Source organism: Pseudoalteromonas sp. TAE79 (assembly GCF_000498015.1).
Lineage (GTDB): Bacteria > Pseudomonadota > Gammaproteobacteria > Enterobacterales > Alteromonadaceae > Pseudoalteromonas.
Map to the genome: position 1 here is coordinate 26,203 of NZ_AUTL01000131.1, position 15,936 is coordinate 42,138.

Sequence of the window (15,936 nt, forward strand, 5' to 3'; positions counted from 1 at the left end):
AGGTATTTTTTTGTCTAAAATTTAAAAAGAGGATTATATTGATGTTTTATGATTTAGCTCGCCGTTTTATGTTTACCCGTGATGCGGAGTGGGCGCATGAGTTTGCACTTAATAATCTTCGTCGTTTTGCTAATACGCCTCTAAATATAGCTTGGTCACAAAGTGTTTCAGATAAACCCGTAAACTTTTTAGGTCTTGAATTTAAAAATCCAGTAGGGCTTGCCGCTGGCCTGGATAAAAATGCAGAATGTATAGATGCATTTAGCCAAATGGGGTTTGGTTTTATTGAAGTTGGAACGGTTACACCGCGTCCTCAAGTTGGTAATGATAAGCCACGTATTTTTAGACTTCCAGAGTCAAACGCAATTATTAACCGTATGGGTTTTAATAATAAAGGTGTTGATAATTTAGTCGAAAATGTAAAAGCAGCAAAGTACAGTGGCATACTCGGTATTAATATTGGTAAAAATAAAAATACGCCTAACGAGCAAGGTAAAGATGACTATATTCATTGTATGCGTAAAGTATTTGAGCATGCCTCATACATTACGGTAAATATTTCATCACCAAATACCCCAGGGCTTCGTGATTTACAATATGGTGCTGCACTTGACGATTTGTTGCAAAGTCTTAAAAATGAACAGTTAGATTTAATTGCAAAGCATAATAAGCAAGTGCCTATGCTTGTAAAAATTGCACCGGATCTCGATCAAATACAAATAGAGCAAGTAAGTGAATCACTTTTAAATAATAAAATTGATGGTGTAATTGCCACAAACACAACGCTTGAACGAGCCGCAGTCATGGGGCAGCAATATGCACAAGAGGCGGGCGGTTTATCAGGTCACCCTGTTAGAATGCGCTCTACAGAGGTAGTAAGTGAACTAAAACGCTTAACACAAGGTAAGCTACCAATCATCGGAGTCGGCGGTATTGATGATGCTACATCTGCAAAAGAAAAGTTAGATGCAGGCGCAAATTTAGTTCAGGTTTATACTGGGTTCATCTACAAAGGTCCACAATTGGTAAAGTCGATCGTTAACGGCTTATAAGGATCAGTTATCTAAGCTTTTGATCGTTAGCTAAATGTTCTAAGCAAACATTTTAAAAGTGGTCAAAAGCGGTTATACTCTGAGCAATAATTATTCAACATACCCAAGGAGGAGTAAATGTTACAAGCATCAAAGCAATGGCAGTGGATTACTTGTCCTGATAAAAATCGTTTGTTACTTGATTTAAATGACGACATGCAATTATGCACGCCTTATAAATTAAGACAGCTCACCGATTCTGTTTTTAAAAATCCACGTTTTAGTCTCGAAGATGCTGCATTTTACGAACAAGTTTATAATTATCTGGACGGATTTGAATTGTGGTCAGCGGCTCAAATTTGTCAAATATCATTAAATGCAACTGCTGTTAAGTATCACTTAAAACCCGTTTTAGCAAAAAGTTGGTTTTTTGAAGAATACACAGGGACAGAGCCAAGTGTAGAGGCAATAGTAAAATTAAGATCTAAAGCGCAGTCAGGTGATTTTTTAATTGTAGAGCATTGTCCTGATGCATCTATTTGTTTGAATTTAAGTGAAACCTTTAAATTAGACGAAAACTTATCTTTAGCGCAATTTGAAGTAATCCGTATTTTGAATAATCGAGTCCACCCCATCCTAAATCAGCAATATCAAAGTCAAACCGCCTAACCAAATTTAAGTCTTAAGCGTGTCTTTATGGCGTGTTTGTCGCCCAACCTATGTTATAATCCTGCGCAATTAGCTATTAAGGGTTATTACTTTGCAATTTATCGCACTTACTTCTATCGGAATCGAAAATTTATTGGTTGATGAACTAACAGAACTTGGCGCAACCGTGTCTAAGCAAACTGTTGGTTCTGTTCGTTTTGAGGCTGACTCATTACTTGCGCAAAAGGTTTGTTTATCAACTCGTTTTGCAACGCGTGTGCTTATGCTTATTGAAGAAAAAGAAGGCGTAGATGACAAAGATAGCCTGTATAATTTTGCGCGCTCGCAACCTTGGCAAGAATGGTTTGGACCTACGCAAACATTCGCTGTCGACTTCAACGGTACCAATGACTCATTAAAAAACACGCAATTTTCGGGTCTTGTAATCAAAGATGCAATTGTTGACTATTTTAATGATTTATACGAGCAACGTCCTAACGTTGATAAGCAAGATGCTAATGTGCGCGTAGTTGCACGATTAAATCGTTACGGCGTATCGATGTATATTGACTATTCAGGTCCTCGTTTGTCAGAACGTGGTTACCGTCAAGGCCAAGGTAAAGCGCCAATTAAAGAGCACTTAGCTGCTGCATTAATTAAGCGAAGTGGCTGGNTGTAAAACAGCCTTTATTCGATCCATGTTGTGGTGCGGGTACTATTTTGATAGAAGCTGCCGGTATGGCGCGAAACGAAGCACCGGGATTATTCCGTGAAGGTTTTGCTTTTGAGCGTTTACCCAGTTTTAGAGCCGCTAAGTTTAAAGAGCTTAAAGAAGAGTTACTCGCTAATATTACTGATCCTAAATTGTGGTTAATTGGCCACGATTACGATGATCAAGTATTAAGTAAAGCAATTGATAATGCTAAACGAGCCGAGCTTGACGACGTGATTAAGTTTAAGCAAAGTGATGCAACTAAACTTACAGCTGTTGCAAAATTACCGGGTGTTGTAATTTCAAACTTACCATATGGTGAGCGTATTGGCTCTATGGCTGAGCTTGTTGATTTACACCGTAATTTAGGCGTTGGCTTTAAAAAGCACTTTAATCACTGGAAACTTGCCTTACTTGGTATGGACGAGAGCTTATTTAAACTTTTAAAACTTGTGCGCCTTAAGCGTTATAAATTTAAGAATGGCCCGCTTGATGTAGAACTTAACTTATATCAATTAGATGATAAGCAAGTCAGTTTGACCACAGATGATAAAAAAGCACTTAATTTTGAAGGCTCAACGTCATTTGCAAATCGATTGAAAAAGAATAAGCAAGGCTTAAAAAACTGGCTTAAACAAAATAAAATAGATGCTTATCGCGTCTATGAAGCGGATATCCCTGAATACAATGTTGCTGTAGATATTTATGGGGACTCTGCTGTAATTTTTGAATATGCAGCGCCTAAAGAAATTGATGAAAAAACATCAGAAAAGCGTCTGCAAGACGTAATAAGTTTAACTGCTCAACAGCTTGAAATTTCACCTGAAAACATTGCTGTAAAAGTACGTAAAAAGCAGAAGGGCGAAGATCAATACACCGCTATGTCTAAACAAAACCGTACTATGGTTGTTGAAGAGTTCGGTGCTAAGTTTAAAGTTAATTTATTTGACTACTTAGACACAGGCTTGTTTTTAGACCACCGCTTAATGCGTCGTTATATTCAAGAAAATGCTAAAGATAAACGTTTCTTAAATCTTTTTGCATATACAGGTACAGCTTCTGTACATGCTGCTCTTGGTGGTGCTAAAGCCATTACTACAGTTGATTTATCAAAGACCTACTTAAAATGGGGCCAAGATAACTTTGATTTAAATGGTATTAGTAATACACGATACCGCTTTGAACAAGCAGATTGTTTAAAATGGTTAGAGCACGCAACAGCGCAATACGATTTGATATTTTTAGATCCTCCAACGTTTTCAAACTCAAAACGAATGAAAGATGCATTTGATGTTCAGAGCGATCATATTAAATTATTAACGTGGGTAAAAAAGATTTTAAGCCCATCGGGTACGTTGATTTTCTCTAATAACAAACGTGGCTTTGTTATAGATGAAGTTGGTCTGATTGGTTTAGGTTTAAAAGCCGTTAATATTTCAGATAAAACGTTATCACCAGACTTTAAACGTAATAAAAAAATCCATAATAGCTGGCTAATCACACATGGCTAATTGGGTTTTATACCACACTGATGGTTGCCACTTGTGCGAGCAAGCTGAGCAACTTATCACTGAGGTACTTTGTGATACTAGCGAGTTATTACTAATCGATATTATGACTGATGAGCAGCTTATAGCTGAGTATCAAATTACTATTCCTGTATTAAAAAGTGAAAAAGGCGAGCAATTATTTTGGCCTTTTACTTTAAACTCTGTGCGCGAATTTTTAGCACAAGCAGAATAAGAGCAAATAAGAACTATGGATTTAATTAGAATTTTAAAAGCACAACTTGCTTTTGGTACACATGCTTTGCTTAACAAAGCAGATGCCGTTATAGAAAGTGGCGAAAGAGTGTGTGTTGTTGGTAGAAATGGCGCAGGTAAATCAACTTTATTAAAAGTACTTGATGGACAAGTTGTTTTAGATGATGGCGAAATAAATCAGCTAGGTGGCATTCGAATTTCTCGCTTAGAGCAAGATCCACCAAAAGGTGCAAGCGGCACCGTATTTGATTACGTTGCACAAGGTATGCCTGAGATTGCAAACTTACTAATTGATTTTCATCATGTTAGTAACGAGCTTCAAACAGAGTGTAACGATAAGTTATTAAATAAACTTGAACGTTTATCAAATCAACTAGAAGCAGCTGATGGCTGGCGCTTTGATAGCCGCATTCAATTAGTTTTGACACAATTAGAACTAACCCCAGAAGCTAAACTTGAGTCTCTTTCTGGTGGTTGGTTACGTAAAGTAGCACTTGCACGTGCACTTGTAAGTGAGCCTGATTTATTATTACTAGATGAGCCAACAAACCATTTAGACATGGCAAGTGTAATGTGGCTTGAACAGTTTTTAAAAGAATTTAAAGGCGGTATTGTATTTATATCGCATGACCGTGCGTTTATTCGTGCTGTTGCTACGCGTATTTTAGATTTAGACCGTGGTAAGCTTATTTCGTACCCAGGCGATTACGCTACTTATTTAGAACAAAAAGCGCATGATCTGAAAGTTGAAGAAGCTCAAAATGCATTGTTTGATAAACGCTTAGCCGAAGAAGAAACGTGGATTCGACAAGGTGTTAAAGCACGTAGAACGCGTAACGAAGGTAGAGTTCGTGAGTTAAAGCAGCTTCGTACCGAGCGCAAACAACGTGTTGACCAAGTTGGTAAAACTGATTTCAATATTGAAACAGCAGACCGCTCTGGCAAGTTAGTATTTGAAGCTCAACATCTTTGTCATGCATTTAAAGACAAAGTTATTGCTGATGATTTTTCTACACTTGTAATGCGTGGTGATAGAATCGGCTTAGTAGGCCCAAATGGTATTGGTAAAACAACACTATTAAAGCTAATGTTTGGTGATTTAGAACCAGATAGCGGTATAACTAAGCAAGGTGTTAATTTAGAATTTGCTTACTTTGACCAATATCGTGAAAAGCTTGATGAAGAAGCAACAGTTCAAGATAACGTCGCCGAAGGTAAACAAGAAGTGATGATGGGCGGCCGCTCACGTCATGTTTTAGGTTATTTGCAAGACTTTTTATTCCCGCCAGCACGTGCTCGAACCCCTGTTAAAGCACTCTCTGGTGGTGAAAAAAACAGATTACTATTAGCTAAATTGTTTTTAAAACCGTCTAATATACTTGTTCTCGATGAGCCAACAAATGACTTAGACATTGAAACGTTAGAGTTACTAGAGGACATCATTAATCAATACCAAGGTACAGTGCTGATTGTAAGCCATGACCGTGAATTTATTGATAATACATGTTCAAGTGTATGGGCGTTTGAAGGTAACGGTAAAGTTACAGATATTGTAGGTGGTTATAGCGACTATGAGGCTTACGTTAACTACTTAGCTGAACAAGAAAAAAAAACTCAGCAACAACCAGTAAAAAAAGTTGAAAAAGTGGTCGCTCCAGTTGCCAAGCCAGCAGCTAAGACTAATAAACTCTCTTACAAATTAAAACTTGAATTAGAGCAACTACCGAATAAAATGGAAAAACTAGAAGCTGAAATTGAAGCTCAACAAGCTGTAGTTAGTGACTCAGACTTTTTTAAACAAGAGAGTGATGTAACAACTAAAGCATTGAACCATTTGGCACAACTTGAGTCTGACCTTGAAGCTGCGCTTGAGCGCTGGGAAGAACTTGAAGAATTACAGAATCAGTAGTAAGGACTAAAATGAAATATAAATTACTCGCTGCCAGTATTTTAGCGACATTAAGCACTACAGCAACAAGTGCAACGTACCAGTTAAGTGAATTAGGGACTCTTGAAGACGCTAAATACTCTTATGTAACAGATGTAAGCGAAAGCGGGCATATTATTGGTTTTGCAAATGGTTTATACAATTTACCTATTGATATCAGCTATATTGATTTCACAGAAAATATTATTGAAAATAACTACGACAATACAGAAGCTGCATTTGAATTAAGTGATAAAGAAATTACCTTTACACTTGATGACATTGAAAATAATGATGCTGTACTCACTAATGCTGATGCGCATACTTTCATGGTTAGTTTTTTATCTTCAATTTCTACAAATTTTGAATATCAGAAATTAAGCTCATTAGTTGGCATAAAGTACAATGACACACAAGTTACAGAGCAACCATTATTTGATGTTGAATCTGTTGATTATGATGGGTTAACACGTTCTACGACTAACCTTTTTAATGCTGTAAGTGAAGACGGCGTTACGGTTGGTTGGGGTAGCGCTCCATACGATAAAGTGTCTTTTACACCCGATGGTGATGATGAAGCAGAAACATGGTTTACTCATGAATTTATAGAGCGTGGGATTGTAATAAGCGCTGATGGCATGATCAAAGTTCCATTAGAACCAGAGTTTAATGAATACGGCGGCACAAGTCGTGCTAACGATATTGTTAAAACAAACAGTGGATATACTGTTGTAGGTAATATGTCTACAAGTATCCCTGACGACAGACAAGATAATATTGATGATAACTGTGATAATGAAGGTGAACCGGCATCAGTGTGTATTAATTTATTAAATACTAATATTTCACGAGGTTTATTTAATAAACGTGCTGTTAAATGGGAGCTTGACGAATCACTGAATGTTATTTCTGTTAAAGAGCTTGGTTTAGCGCTTACACCTGATGAAGGTGAGACTGAAGATGACGCTTTTACAAGTACTGCTTTAGCAGTAAATAGTAACGGTATAATTGTAGGTTCATCGAATACGCGTTATTACAAAAATGACGATACGATCCTTACAATGCCAGTTTATTTTAAAGACGGTGCAGTTACTGATTTTATTGATCAAGAAGATGATTGGCAGGCTGGTAAATCAATTGCAATTAATGATAATGATGTAATTACAGGTTATGCGACTAAGCGTATTGAAGGCACTCTACGTAATAAACTTTTCTATCATGATATAGCAACCGGTAATACCGTTTTTCCAACTAACTACTTTTCAAGTTCAAGCTCTTACGGTAACGATATAAATAATCAAGGTTATATTGTTGGTGAAGGTGAAGTGGGGGTTTCCGATAATACACGTCGTAAAGAAGCATTTATTTATAAAATTGGTGAAGATAAAATCACTAATTTAAACGATTTACTGCCTTGTTTTGATACCGATGGCGAAACTAATTACGCTTATACAATGGCCGAAGCCACATCTATTAACGAAAATAATGAAATATTTGGTACTGCGACCAAGACAGTTGAAAAGCTAGATTCTTTAGGTGGTGTAGTAACTGATGTAAATGGTGAAATTGAATATGAGAGCATTGCAGTTGCAGTTAAACTAACGCCAATCGCAAATGGTGAAGTAGAAAACTGTGCTCCACCAGAGGCTGAAGTCTATGAGCGTAACTCTGCTAGCTTCCCTTGGTATACATTATTGCTATTACCATTAGTTGGCTTAAGACGTATATTTCGCTTTTAAAGTTTACTAATATTGATTATAAAAAACCAACTTAATAAAGTTGGTTTTTTTTCGTCTATAATATTTTATAAGATTAGGATTGCCGTGAATCTTATAATTATTATTTAGCTTTAACGCTACTAATTATTTCGCGATAACCATGCCTTCTTAACAGAACGGCGCCAAATAATATCAATACCAAAATAGCCGATAATTGATGCAATAGAAGCACATACTAACGAACCTAGTAAAAATGCAGGACCAATAGTTTCTATGCTCTCTAGAAACCAAGACCAACTAGCTTCAAATACAAAGTGTTGCTCCGGCTGATTAAGTATTAATGTCCCGACTAAGTATGAGCCATAAAAAATAGGTGGCATAGTCAGAGGGTTTGTAAGCCATACTAATGCAACTGAGATAGGTAAATTAACCCTAAATAATATAGCGCCGGCTGATGCTAAAACCATTTGAAAAGGAACAGGGATGAAAGCAAAAAATAACCCGACTGCAAATGCACCCCGAGCAGAACGTCTATTTAAATGCCAAAGATTTGCATCTTGTAAAAGGCGTCCAAATATCCTTAGTGATTTATGATGTCTAATTTTATTTGGATCAGGTAAAAATCTTTGGATCGTTTTTTTAGCCATTTAAAGCAACCATTTACATCAGTGTGGATAAGTCTTGGGTTTGTAATTGGCTGTATAGCAACCGTATTTTATTATCAAACTCTCGAATTTACAGTATTCACAATTTTCATTGTTATAGTGAGCGCTTATTTTAAGCCGTTTTTAACCGTATTGTTAGGCTTTATTTGTGCAATTTGCTTCGTTGGTATGCATTATTACGTTTTTTATAGTTTTGAAATACCAAAACCGGATGAAAAGTATGCACTTGATTCTACATTAATTGTTGAAGAGGTTATTTCTGACAAAAAACCTCAATATATTAAAGTTAAAATAGTGGCATTAGAAGGGAGTAATTTTTTGGATTTTAGAGCACCCAAAGCAATGCTCAGTGTTAATTCTGCACAGCCTTTAATAGTAGGTGATGAATTTTCTGCTTTAATTCATTTAAAACATTTTCGTAGTAATAAAAATTTTAATGTATTTGATAATGAACGTTATGCTTTTATAAATAGAATATTATTTAAAGGTAAAGTGCTTAATAAAAATCTTAATATTATAAATAGCGACAAACAAAGCATAATTTTAGATTATCAACACTTCCTTAAAAACACTTATACGGATACAAAATTACAGTGGCTCTATTATGCATTGCTGAGCGGTGAAAAATCGTTGATGAGCTACGCTGATAAACAATTAATGCAATCTCTTGGGTTAAGTCATTTACTTGCTATATCGGGGTTACATATTGGTTTGATTTTTAGCTTCGGTTATCTTGTTACTCGATTCATATTTTCAAAAATTAATTTATCAATTGAGCAATCATCTAACCTTACTCTTTATTACAGTCTATTCGGATTTCTAGCTGCCCTTGTTTATGTATACTTAAGTGAATTTATAGTATCGGCAACGCGAGCGCTTATTATGCTCGGATGTTATCTTTTACTTTATTTCCTAGCTAAGCAGCCATTGCGTTGGCGTAGTATTTTATTTGCCTTAGTTATTGTTCTTATTGTTAACCCATTTAATTTACTCAACCCAGGACTCTATTTTTCATTTTTAGCGGTAGCTATAATTTTTACTGTTATTAATAAATTACCAATATTAAATACACGGATAAAAAATAAAGTTATTTCACTGTTTGTTATTCAAATAGCGTTATTTATTGGTTTATTGCCACTTTCACTCTATTTTTTTAATGGGGTAAGTATTGCAGGTTTGATAATAAACTTAATTGCTATACCGCTGCTTTCAATCATTATCTTACCTTTTTTAATTGTTTTTACATTACTGAGTATCTTTTTAGATATAAGTATTTTAATAAATTTGTTCGATACTGGTTTATACGCATTATTTCAATTACTTTATGAAATACCAGAATCGTTAAGATGGATAACGACTGGCAGAATTGACTCAATATTTGTCGTTTTTACTTATATTATTATGTTGATGGTTTATTTTCTTCCTTATAAATGGCTCGCTTTTATTCCAGCAATAACGCTTTTATTAAATTATTGGCTAACAGAAAAGTCTAAGTGGCAACTACATGTATTTGATGTAGGGCATGGGCTTATGGCATTAATTGAAAAAGATAAACAAGTGCTTATTTATGATTTTGGCCCCAGTTATTTCAATCGCTTTAGCCGTACGCGAAGTATTTTATTGCCTTATATTAAAGCAAATAATTTAACAGTGAAAACGGCGATTCTAAGTCATGAAGATAATGATCACGCTGGGGGATTACAGCATTTCATAGATGCTGGCTTTGGTGAAACATTACAACAATTTCATCCTAAAAATACACATAATGTATGTGAAGTCATAAACATTGATTTTGCTGGATTAAAAGTACAAAGCTTTAGTACAAAAGGGTTTGGAAATGAAAATGATGATTCATGCGTTGTTAGGGTATCAGATAATACTCATAGCGTGTTACTTACCGGTGATATATCAAAGGCGCGTGAAGCATCGCTATTAGCGGATAATAAATCGTTGAAAAGTACAGTAATGTTAAGCCCGCATCATGGCAGCGATACATCATCAAGTGTTAATTTTATAAATAACGTTGCTCCCCAAGTAGTTATTCATTCAAGTGCCTATAAAGGGCAATGGGAATTCCCCAAGCCTCTTGTCGTCGAACGTTATAACCAAATAAACGCTCAGCAATTTACGACAGGCGTTGAAGGGCAAATTAGTATTAAATTTTATGCAAAGAATTTGGCTATAGAAACAGCAAGAAGGCAGGAAAGTTACTGGTTTATCAAAGATTGACGTTTAGTTTTATCTCATCGGAGGATACAATACAGATTGTTACTGTATTTAGAGAGTGTTATGGATCAAAGTACTACACAAATTTATAAACGTCTTGTCTCGTATGTTGGCACCTACAAAAGCGTCGCATTTGTCGCAATTATTGGGATGATAGGCTATTCAGCAATGGATGCTTTATTTATTCAATTAATGAAGCCGTTTATTGATCAAGGTTTGAACCAGCGTAATACAGAAGTTTTAAAGTACGCTCCTTTTGTCGTTATCGCGTTAGTTCTAGGGCGTGGTGTTTTTAACTTTATGTCTTCTTACTGCTTAAGTTATGTAGGCTCCCAAGTTGTACGCTCTTTACGCCAAGAGTTATTTGAGCACATATTGCACTTACCCGTTTCTTTTCATGACAAAAACTCAACGGGGGATTTAATTTCAAAAATCACATTTGATACAGAACAAGTTCAACAAGCGATTACTAAAGCCTTGCTAATAGTCGTACGTGAAGGGGCATTTGTTGTATTTTTACTTGCAGTTATGTTTTATACCAGCTGGAAATTATCACTGATATTTTTAGTGATCATCCCACTTGTTGCTATTATTGTCGCTGTCGTTTCTAAACGTTTTCGCCACATTTCTAAAAATATTCAATCGGCCATGGGGCAAGTTACCCGTAGTTCAGAACAAATGCTCAGTGGACATAAAGTCATTCATGGCTTTGGCGGGCAAGAACAAGAAATAAATCACTTTTCAAAAATCAACAATCATAATCGCCAACAGCGTATTAAAATGGATGCAACTAAAGCGCTTAGTGTGTCTATAATTCAAATTTTAGCGGCAAGTGCCATGGCAGTTATTTTGTGGGCGGTGTCGTTGCCATCAATGATTGATACGATTACATCTGGTGACTTCATGGCATTAATTGCCTCAATGATGATGTTATTACGTCCGCTAAAACAACTTGCCAATGTGAATAGTGATATGCAACGTGGTATCTCTGCAGCGCAAAGTATATTTTTAGTTTTAGACGAAGAAATGGAAAAAGATACAGGCACTGTTTCGGTTGATAAAGTTAAAGGTTTAATTGAAGTTAAGAACGTAACCTTTAAGTACCCAACTAAAGATGAAGCCGTATTAAACGATTTGTCGCTAACGATTGANGGTGAAAGTATTGCCTTAGTAGGGCGCTCAGGCTCTGGTAAGTCAACAATTTCTAACTTGTTACCCCGCTATTATGATTTAGAACTACCGAGTGAAATTTTACTTGATGGCATAGCACTGCAGGACTATAAATTAACTGATCTGCGTCGCCAATTTGCTTTAGTGTCTCAGCAAGTTGTGTTATTTAACGATACGATTGCCAATAATATTTGTTATGGCATAAAGCACGATGTGTCTGAGGAAGAATTAGAGCAAGTTGCCAAACAAGCGCACGTGTGGGAATTTGTTAAAGACCTGCCTGAGCAATTAAACACCATGGTAGGCGAAAATGGGGTAATGCTCTCCGGTGGCCAACGCCAGCGAATAGCGATAGCGCGTGCAATATTAAAAGACGCACCTATTTTGATTTTAGATGAGGCAACATCAGCACTTGATACCGAATCAGAAAAGCTTATTCAGCAAGCGTTAGAAACGCTAATGAAAGATAAAACCTCTATTGTTATAGCACATCGCTTATCTACTATTGAAAACAGTGACAGAATTTATGTTATTGATAACGGTCGTGTGATAGAAAGTGGCGATCATAGTAGCTTATTAGCAAATGACGGTACTTATTCAGCACTTTGCAAAATGCAGTTTGGTGATCAGGCGTGAGCAAAATAGAGCAAAGCTGGTATAAACCATTTGGTCTAATTACTTTACTGTTATTACCATTAAGTGCTTTGTTTTGGGTTGTATCGTCATTTCGAAAATACTTATACAGCGCTAAAATACTTAAATCTTTTGAGTGCAAAACGCCTGTAATTGTAGTTGGCAATATAAGCGTTGGCGGTAATGGTAAAACGCCTTTTGTTTTGTGGCTGTATAGTCATTTAACACAGCAAGGTTTATCAGTGGGTATTATTAGTAGAGGTTATGGTGGGCAATCAGATAATTACCCGCTGTTAGTCACTTCAGTTGTTGACGCCCAACAGGCTGGAGATGAGCCTGTACTTTTATACCATCGTTTAAAGTGCCCAATAGCAGTTGGCCCTAATAGACAACACAATATCGATTTATTAGAAAAAAATTATACGCTAGATGTCATTATTTCTGATGATGGGATGCAGCATTATAAAATGCCTCGTAGCATTGAGTGTTGTATTGTTGATAGTGAACGCCGCTTTGGTAATGGTTTTGTTATGCCCGCAGGGCCACTACGCGAAACAACTAAACGCTTACAAAGTGTTGATATAGTAATTGAAAATGGCGGTGAGGCTAATAATAGCTACGTGCTGCAAGTAAGTAACCTTCGCTTAGTTAATTCAAGTGATGATGCAAAAAGTAACGTAAGCGAGGCGCATGCAATAAGTGCAATTGGGAACCCTAAACGGTTTGAAAACTCATTAGAAGCACAAAATATTAAGCTATTGTCGACTCATCACTTTAGAGATCATTATGCTTATACAGCAGATGATTTTATTCAGTTTGGTGATGATTGCATTATAATGACCGAAAAAGACGCGGTTAAATGTAAGTCCTTTGCAAAACCTAATTGGTATTATTTACCTGTAGATGCAGAGCCTTCCGATAGCGTAATAAACACATTAAATTCATTATTAAAAGAAAAAGGAATACTCAATGGCCTTTGATACAAAATTACTCGAGATAATTGCCTGCCCAGTTTGTAAGGGTAAATTACGCTTTGATAGAGAAAACAACGAACTAATTAGTACTGCAGCTAAGCTTGCTTACCCCGTTCAAGATGATATTCCAGTATTGCTTGAAAACGAAGCACGTGAGTTATCTTTAGAAGAGGTTGAAAAGTGGAATTCGTAGTTGTAATTCCTGCACGTTTTGCATCAACCCGACTACCTGGTAAGCCGCTTGCTGATATTTGCGGTAAGCCAATGGTTCAACATGTTTACGAAAAAGCATGTTTATCAGGTGCAAGTAAAGTGGTTATAGCAACCGATCATCAAAAAGTGTTTGATGCAGTAAGTTTATTTACTAGTGATGTTGTAATGACTCGCGAAGATCACCAATCGGGTACTGAGCGTTTAGCCGAAGTAGTTGATTTACTTGATCTCGACAGCAATACAATTGTGGTTAATGTACAAGGCGATGAGCCCTTACTTGCGCCAGAAAACGTATCTCAAGTTGCTGCACTATTAAGTGATTCAACAGCACCAATGGCAACGTTAAGTGTTGCTATTGAAGAGCGTGATGAAGTATTTAATCCTAATGCCGTTAAAGTGGTTAGCGATATAAATAAAAATGCGCTGTATTTTTCTCGTGCAAGTATTCCGTTTGATAGAAGCACAATGATGAATGACAGCAGTGCTCTTAATTTAGCGCCATTTCAGCGCCACGTAGGTATTTATGCGTACAGAGCGGGTTTTATTAAACAATATATAGAATTGAGCGTATCGCCACTTGAGCTACTTGAATCGCTTGAGCAGTTACGTGTGTTGTATCATGGTTATAAAATCAAAATAGAACAAGCTCAAATAGCCCCTCATGCAGGTGTCGATACGCCCGATGACTTAGCGAAAGTGATAGGGCATATTAAAAGTACAAGCGCGTGAGTGAACAAGTAAGTAAAATATTAAAAATCGTTTTTACACATAACGATTTTTATATTTTAGAAAAGCCAGCGGGTCTTAATTTTCATTCGGAAGAGGGCCCCGGCTTTGTTGTGTTAGCCGAACAACAATTAGCGCAAAAGCTTTATGCCGTTCATCGTTTAGATAAAGTGACATCAGGGCTGATTATTTTAGCGCGAAACAAAGCCGCTGCGGCCAGCTTTACTGTTATGTTTACTGAGCATGCGATTGCTAAATTTTATTTAGCGATTAGTGACGCTAAACCAAAAAAGAAGCAAGGTTGGATTAAAGGCGATATGGCTAAATCTCGCCGTGGCTCGTTTAAGTTACTAACGAGTAAGCTTAACCCTGCAATCACCCGATTTTATTCGCTAAGTTATAAGCCGGGATTTAGAGGGTATATTTTAAAGCCTTATTCAGGAAAGACGCATCAATTAAGAGTGGCACTAAAAAGTATTGGCTCTGCTATTTTAGGCGATGCAATGTATTCAGGCACGCCATCAAATCGTACCTATTTACATGCATATGCATTGAGCTTTTTATGGCTAGGTGAACAAATACAGCTAACTTTATTACCCGATAATGGTGATGAGTATTTGGCGTTAATTAAACATCAAGATTTTCAAGCATGGCAATCGCCATGGCAACTGGATTGGTAAATGAGCGAAAAAGTTACAGATATACGTTTTGGTGGTATTAAACGTTTATATGGTCATCAACAGTTTGATTGGCTTCAAGAAGCACATTTTTGTGTAGTAGGGATTGGTGGTGTAGGGAGCTGGACAGCAGAAGCACTTGCACGTACTGGTGTTGGTAAAATAGCATTGATTGATTTGGATGATATTTGCGCAACTAACGTCAATAGACAAATTCATGCGTTAACGGGCACTATTGGTCAAGCTAAAGTAGATGCAATGAAAGCGCGCTGCGAGCTTATTAATCCAGAGTGCCAAATTAATGTAATAGATGACTTTATTACGCTTGATAATATTCAAGAGCATATTCAAGGTTTTGATTATGTAATTGATTGTATTGATGCAGTTAAAGAAAAAGCAGCGTTAATTGCTCACTGTAAACGTAATAAACTACCTATAATTACAACTGGTGGTGCTGGCGGGCAAACAGATCCTAGCCAAATAACGTTTGGTGATGTAGCCAAAACTACGCAAGACCCATTGCTTGCAAAAGTACGTTATATTTTGCGTAAGCAATATAATTTTAGTAATAATCCTAAACGTAAATTTAATATTGATTGTGTTTACTCAACAGAGCAATTGGTTTACCCAGGAAGCGATGGCAGCGTATGTCATGCAAAGCAAAGTGCTGATGGCTCGATGAATATGGATTGTAATAATGGTTTTGGATCTGTGACTATGATCACAGGAAGCTTTGGCTTTTTTGTTGCGGCAAAAGCGGTGCGTAAATATCTAGATAAAAAACAACGCTCACAAGCCTAGGGTCTGCCTAGCCTAAATACCAAACAGACTGCTGCAATTTAACCTTGAAAGA

At 36.6% G+C, this 15,936-nt stretch carries 13 protein-coding genes and 1 pseudogene; 13 read left to right on the forward strand and 1 reads right to left on the reverse strand.

From position 1 onward, the window contains the following. Positions 1-41: 41 nt before the first annotated feature. The 6 genes and pseudogenes from pyrD to L655_RS0108985 all read left to right on the forward strand — a co-directional run bounded on the left by pyrD (position 42) and on the right by L655_RS0108985 (position 7,820). Complete coding sequence (gene pyrD, locus L655_RS0108960) at positions 42-1,052, forward strand: quinone-dependent dihydroorotate dehydrogenase (protein WP_024604811.1); 1,011 nt, start codon at positions 42-44, stop codon at positions 1,050-1,052. Positions 1,053-1,169: 117 nt separating this feature from the next. After that, positions 1,170-1,700 carry a cell division protein ZapC gene (locus tag L655_RS0108965; protein WP_024604812.1) on the forward strand — a complete coding sequence of 177 codons (531 nt, stop codon included), beginning with the start codon at positions 1,170-1,172 and terminating at the stop codon, positions 1,698-1,700. 91 nt (positions 1,701-1,791) lie between these two features. After that, positions 1,792-3,902, forward strand: a pseudogene (gene rlmKL / locus L655_RS01000000125350) (bifunctional 23S rRNA (guanine(2069)-N(7))-methyltransferase RlmK/23S rRNA (guanine(2445)-N(2))-methyltransferase RlmL). Then, a complete protein-coding gene (locus L655_RS0108975) occupies positions 3,895-4,134 on the forward strand; it encodes a glutaredoxin family protein (RefSeq protein WP_024599587.1) in 240 nt (79 codons plus the stop codon). Before rlmKL ends, L655_RS0108975 begins: the two are co-directional and overlap by 8 nt. A gap of 15 nt (positions 4,135-4,149) precedes the next feature. Beyond that, positions 4,150-6,063, forward strand: coding sequence for an ABC transporter ATP-binding protein (locus L655_RS0108980; RefSeq protein WP_024599586.1), 1,914 nt, complete (start codon positions 4,150-4,152; stop codon positions 6,061-6,063). A gap of 11 nt (positions 6,064-6,074) precedes the next feature. Further along, positions 6,075-7,820 carry a DUF3466 family protein gene (locus L655_RS0108985; protein WP_024604813.1) on the forward strand — a complete coding sequence of 582 codons (1,746 nt, stop codon included), beginning with the start codon at positions 6,075-6,077 and terminating at the stop codon, positions 7,818-7,820. A 119-nt stretch (positions 7,821-7,939) separates the two neighbouring features. Here L655_RS0108985 and L655_RS0108990 read toward each other — a convergent pair whose 3' ends face one another. Further along, positions 7,940-8,446 carry a DUF2062 domain-containing protein gene (locus L655_RS0108990; protein ID WP_024604814.1) on the reverse strand — a complete coding sequence of 169 codons (507 nt, stop codon included), beginning with the start codon at positions 8,444-8,446 and terminating at the stop codon, positions 7,940-7,942. On the opposite strand from L655_RS0108990, the gene L655_RS0108995 reads away from it, so the two are divergent. From L655_RS0108995 to tcdA, 7 genes are all read left to right on the forward strand, one after another. Continuing rightward, positions 8,426-10,693, forward strand: coding sequence for a DNA internalization-related competence protein ComEC/Rec2 (locus L655_RS0108995; RefSeq protein WP_024604815.1), 2,268 nt, complete (start codon positions 8,426-8,428; stop codon positions 10,691-10,693). The two genes, L655_RS0108990 and L655_RS0108995, sit on opposite strands and share 21 nt — an antisense overlap. A 60-nt stretch (positions 10,694-10,753) precedes the next feature. Beyond that, a complete protein-coding gene (gene msbA, locus L655_RS0109000; protein ID WP_024604816.1) occupies positions 10,754-12,496 on the forward strand; it encodes a lipid A export permease/ATP-binding protein MsbA in 1,743 nt (580 codons plus the stop codon). Then, positions 12,493-13,473, forward strand: coding sequence for a tetraacyldisaccharide 4'-kinase (lpxK, locus tag L655_RS0109005; protein WP_024594729.1), 981 nt, complete (start codon positions 12,493-12,495; stop codon positions 13,471-13,473). The genes msbA and lpxK overlap by 4 nt, the downstream gene beginning before the upstream one ends. Continuing rightward, entirely contained in the window at positions 13,463-13,660 is a 198-nt protein-coding gene (locus L655_RS0109010) for a Trm112 family protein (RefSeq protein ID WP_002961789.1), read from the forward strand. Before lpxK ends, L655_RS0109010 begins: the two co-directional genes overlap by 11 nt. Beyond that, positions 13,648-14,409: a 3-deoxy-manno-octulosonate cytidylyltransferase gene (gene kdsB, locus L655_RS0109015; protein WP_024594728.1), complete on the forward strand. Its 762-nt coding sequence runs from the start codon at positions 13,648-13,650 to the stop codon at positions 14,407-14,409. The genes L655_RS0109010 and kdsB overlap by 13 nt, the downstream gene beginning before the upstream one ends. After that, positions 14,406-15,086, forward strand: a complete 681-nt coding sequence (locus tag L655_RS0109020; RefSeq protein ID WP_024604817.1) for a TIGR01621 family pseudouridine synthase — start codon at positions 14,406-14,408, stop codon at positions 15,084-15,086. The genes kdsB and L655_RS0109020 overlap by 4 nt, the downstream gene beginning before the upstream one ends. Then, the gene (gene tcdA / locus L655_RS0109025) at positions 15,087-15,884 is read left to right on the forward strand and encodes a tRNA cyclic N6-threonylcarbamoyladenosine(37) synthase TcdA (protein ID WP_024604818.1); all 798 of its coding nucleotides are present in this window, start codon (positions 15,087-15,089) and stop codon (positions 15,882-15,884) included. The last annotated feature ends 52 nt before the right edge of the window (positions 15,885-15,936 follow it).

Coding starts and splice junctions, on each gene's coding strand:
- pyrD (WP_024604811.1), top strand. CDS start 42: ATGTTTTATGATTTAGCTCGCCGTTTTATGTTTACCCGTGATGCGGAG.
- L655_RS0108965 (WP_024604812.1), top strand. CDS start 1,170: ATGTTACAAGCATCAAAGCAATGGCAGTGGATTACTTGTCCTGATAAA.
- L655_RS0108975 (WP_024599587.1), top strand. CDS start 3,895: ATGGCTAATTGGGTTTTATACCACACTGATGGTTGCCACTTGTGCGAG.
- L655_RS0108980 (WP_024599586.1), top strand. CDS start 4,150: ATGGATTTAATTAGAATTTTAAAAGCACAACTTGCTTTTGGTACACAT.
- L655_RS0108985 (WP_024604813.1), top strand. CDS start 6,075: ATGAAATATAAATTACTCGCTGCCAGTATTTTAGCGACATTAAGCACT.
- L655_RS0108990 (WP_024604814.1), bottom strand. CDS start 8,446: ATGGCTAAAAAAACGATCCAAAGATTTTTACCTGATCCAAATAAAATT.
- L655_RS0109010 (WP_002961789.1), top strand. CDS start 13,463: ATGGCCTTTGATACAAAATTACTCGAGATAATTGCCTGCCCAGTTTGT.
- tcdA (WP_024604818.1), top strand. CDS start 15,087: ATGAGCGAAAAAGTTACAGATATACGTTTTGGTGGTATTAAACGTTTA.